The sequence below is a fragment of the Blautia luti genome (assembly GCF_013304735.1).
Taxonomy (GTDB): domain Bacteria; phylum Bacillota; class Clostridia; order Lachnospirales; family Lachnospiraceae; genus Blautia_A.
Window position 1 is genome coordinate 1 of record NZ_JAAITI010000074.1, and the last position, 3,228, is coordinate 3,228.

Sequence of the window (3,228 nt, forward strand, 5' to 3'; positions counted from 1 at the left end):
CTGGACGTGACGCTTCCGAAATGATGGAACTGCTTTTCTGGCTGGATGAATTTAATCCATCTGCATTGCATCTGTTTCTTCCTCGAAAATTTCCTGGTGAAAAATGCAATGAAGTAGCAGACACTTCCGTTTACTATCACGACAATGATAGCTGGCCGGCTCATGCTCCTGTCTGTATGTGGTTTGATTATGGGGTTCTGAATGATTTTCTGAAAGAATGGGTGGTTCGAATGAATGAGCTGAAATCCGGTGTGATTACCAGAGCTGAATATTTTGAATGGAAAATCAACTGGCCACAGACTTGTGATGGATGTGGGAAATTTGATTCTAAGAAACAGTGGAGAAAAAACTTTTAAAATTACAAACCGGAAATTTTAAATGGATTCCCGTATATTTAACCCATAAAGCAGATACAAAATCCCAGATGTACAGGTGAACAGACATGAAAAATATCCATAGCATTGAATTTTATACCGGAAGCAAGGAAGAATTGCTTCCCGGTTTTGAAAAAGATTTTCCCTATATCGCTTCGAGGGCAGAACTTGACAAATATATAGGGTGTTATGTACCGTGGCACTGGCACAGGACAGTGGAACTTTTTTATATGGAAAGCGGCAGTATTGAATATGATACGCCAGAAGGAAAAATATTGTTTCCGGCTGGAAGCGGCGGCATGATAAATCCCAATGTACTTCATATGACAAAAGCAATATCGCAAAAAGAAAAGAATATACAGCTACTTCATATTTTCGACGTTTCCTTACTTGCCGGAGAACAAGGAAGCAGGATTGAACAAAAATATATTTCGCCTGTCATAACAGCACCGCAGATTGAGGTAATCCCGCTTTTTCCGGGCAATGCAGAAGAAGAAAGGATTTTGAAACTGCTTACTGCCTCATTTCGTTTATCCAGTGATGAATTTGGATATGAAATAAAACTACGGAAAGCCCTAACGGAAATATGGCTCATGCTTTTTGAACTTTCACGTTCTATGCGTAAAAAGAAAGTGGGACATAACAAAAGCAACGATAAAATAAAACTGATGATGATATACATTCATGAACATTACAGAGAAAAAATATCTATTCCGGAACTTGCTGCGGCAGCATATTTAAGCGAAAGGGAATGTTATAGAGTGTTCCATGACTGTCTGCACATGACACCCATCGAGTATATAACAACTTACCGTTTACAAGTTGCCTGTCAGATGTTGGCAAAGGGGCAGGAAGCTGTTACTGTTATCAGTCATGAGTGTGGTTTAGGGAGCAGCAGTTATTTTGGAAAAGTTTTTCGGGAATATGCACATTGTTCACCTACAGAATACAGGAAAAAATGGCAGAATAGTGATAGGTAATGGCGGAAAAGAAATATTTTCCCTATGTCTTTTGCATTATAATGATACCTGTAAAGTAAATCAGCAATTTACAGGAGGTGAGTGCAAGGTAATAAAACTGAACATTCTGAACATGGAAAATTTTTTAGATACTGTCAATGCCTGTACCGATAAAGTATATATGCTCTGTCCGAACGGTAAAAAACAAAACATTAATGGGGAAGAAAAGATACAGGACAGTTTGTGGCGGCAATACTTCCAAAACAAAAACTGTCTGTGTCTTATTTTAGAAATTCCGAATCCAACGGACTATATGAACATTGTTTCATACTATGCAGGGGATTGCTGATTTGTCTGCAAATATTTCATTATAAAGGGGCCGAGCGTTTTATTTTCCATCCCCGCCCTTTTGAAAGGAGTTAAAAATGAAGTTGAGCATTCAGACCGCAGAATTGGCATTAAGGGAATCGTCAGAATCCAATCCGGGAGCATGGGCAGATCATTCCCGGTTTGTAGCCGAAGCCTGTAAAAACATTGCATCACATTGTAAAGATTTATCTTCTGAACAGGCATATATTTTCGGGTTGTTGCATGATATTGGACGCTATGCCGGAGTGAGTTCGGAAAGGCATCTGATAGACGGCTATCGGTACTGTATGGAGCGCGGATGGGAAAAAGCTGCACAGATATGTATATCCCACGCATTTATGATTCAGGATATTGCCACATCTATCGGTGTGTTTGATGTCAGTGATGAGGATTACCTGTTTATGAAAGAATTTGTTGCAAATGCGATATATGATGATTATGACCGTCTTGTACAGTTATGTGACGCATTGGCTATGCCGACGGGGTTCTGTCTTTTGGAAAAGAGATTTGTAGATGTGACAATACGGTACGGTGTTCACACGGCGACAATAGACAGGTGGAAAAGGATTTTAGAGATCAAAGAACAGTTTGAAAATCAGATCGGCTGTTCTATCTATTCTCTGCTTCCGGGTATTGTGGAAAACAGTTTTTGTTAGGGGGATACCACCCTATCCCTCCTAATTGTGTTGCAGTAGGGAATCCATACAGGGTGATACGTTATTTTGATACAGGCAAGGAAAGGTGGCAGCATGAAGTATAAGCATATTGTTTTTGACATTGACGGTACTCTGATTGATACGGAATATGCTGTATTACATTCTTTACAGGAAACTATAAAGGAATTGTCCGGGAGAAAGATACCATGTTCTGAACTAAGATTTGCGTTAGGTATTACAGGAACAGACGCTTTGAAAAAACTTGAGATAAAAGACACTTCCTATGCGATAGAATTATGGGATAAAAATATGCGTAACTATACAAATACCATTAAAGTATTTGACGGAATCATTGAATTATTGAAAAATCTTCTAAGTCTGGATTATGAAATGGGGATTGTCACATCAAAGACAAGGGAAGAATTTACACATGATTTTTGTCCGTTTGGTATCAGTCATTATTTCAAAACAATCATATGTGCAGACGATACACAGGAACATAAACCCAATGCCGCACCGATTTTGAAATATGTGGAATTATCAAAAACAGACCATAGTAAAGTGCTTTATATTGGAGACAGCAAATATGACAGTAAATGTGCGGAAGATGCAGGAATTGATTTTGCTTTGGCAGTATGGGGCAGTCATAATAAGCACATAAAAGCAGATTATTTTTTAAAAAGACCTGCTGACCTGTTATCTGCTATCACTTCAGAGAAATTATATTGGCAATGAAAGACCGGGCGAAAATGACTCTGGCAGTTAAAATGTTCATAGAATATTTAAATAAGTAGCCTGTATGTGAAATAAAGGAAACTATGAAAAAATCTCTGTAAATAGGATTCTTCTATGATAAGAAAGGGTGAGTAG

At 38.4% G+C, this 3,228-nt stretch carries 3 protein-coding genes and 1 pseudogene; all 4 read left to right on the forward strand.

All coding sequences use genetic code 11. From position 1 onward, the window contains the following. Window positions 1-356, forward strand: a pseudogene (locus tag G5B06_RS18400) (XRE family transcriptional regulator); the annotation flags it as partial. Between the two features lie 86 nt (window positions 357-442). Further along, complete coding sequence (locus G5B06_RS18405; protein WP_173762561.1) at window positions 443-1,354, forward strand: AraC family transcriptional regulator; 912 nt, start codon at window positions 443-445, stop codon at window positions 1,352-1,354. A 404-nt stretch (window positions 1,355-1,758) separates the two neighbouring features. Beyond that, window positions 1,759-2,358, forward strand: a complete 600-nt coding sequence (locus G5B06_RS18410) for an HD domain-containing protein (protein WP_173762562.1) — start codon at window positions 1,759-1,761, stop codon at window positions 2,356-2,358. Between the two features lie 93 nt (window positions 2,359-2,451). Then, window positions 2,452-3,093, forward strand: coding sequence for an HAD family hydrolase (locus G5B06_RS18415; RefSeq protein ID WP_173762563.1), 642 nt, complete (start codon window positions 2,452-2,454; stop codon window positions 3,091-3,093). Window positions 3,094-3,228 lie beyond the last annotated feature (135 nt).

Bases quoted from the DNA above. Each gene is read 5' to 3' on its own strand.
- G5B06_RS18405 (WP_173762561.1), top strand. From the start codon at position 443: ATGAAAAATATCCATAGCATTGAATTTTATACCGGAAGCAAGGAAGAA.
- G5B06_RS18410 (WP_173762562.1), top strand. From the start codon at position 1,759: ATGAAGTTGAGCATTCAGACCGCAGAATTGGCATTAAGGGAATCGTCA.
- G5B06_RS18415 (WP_173762563.1), top strand. From the start codon at position 2,452: ATGAAGTATAAGCATATTGTTTTTGACATTGACGGTACTCTGATTGAT.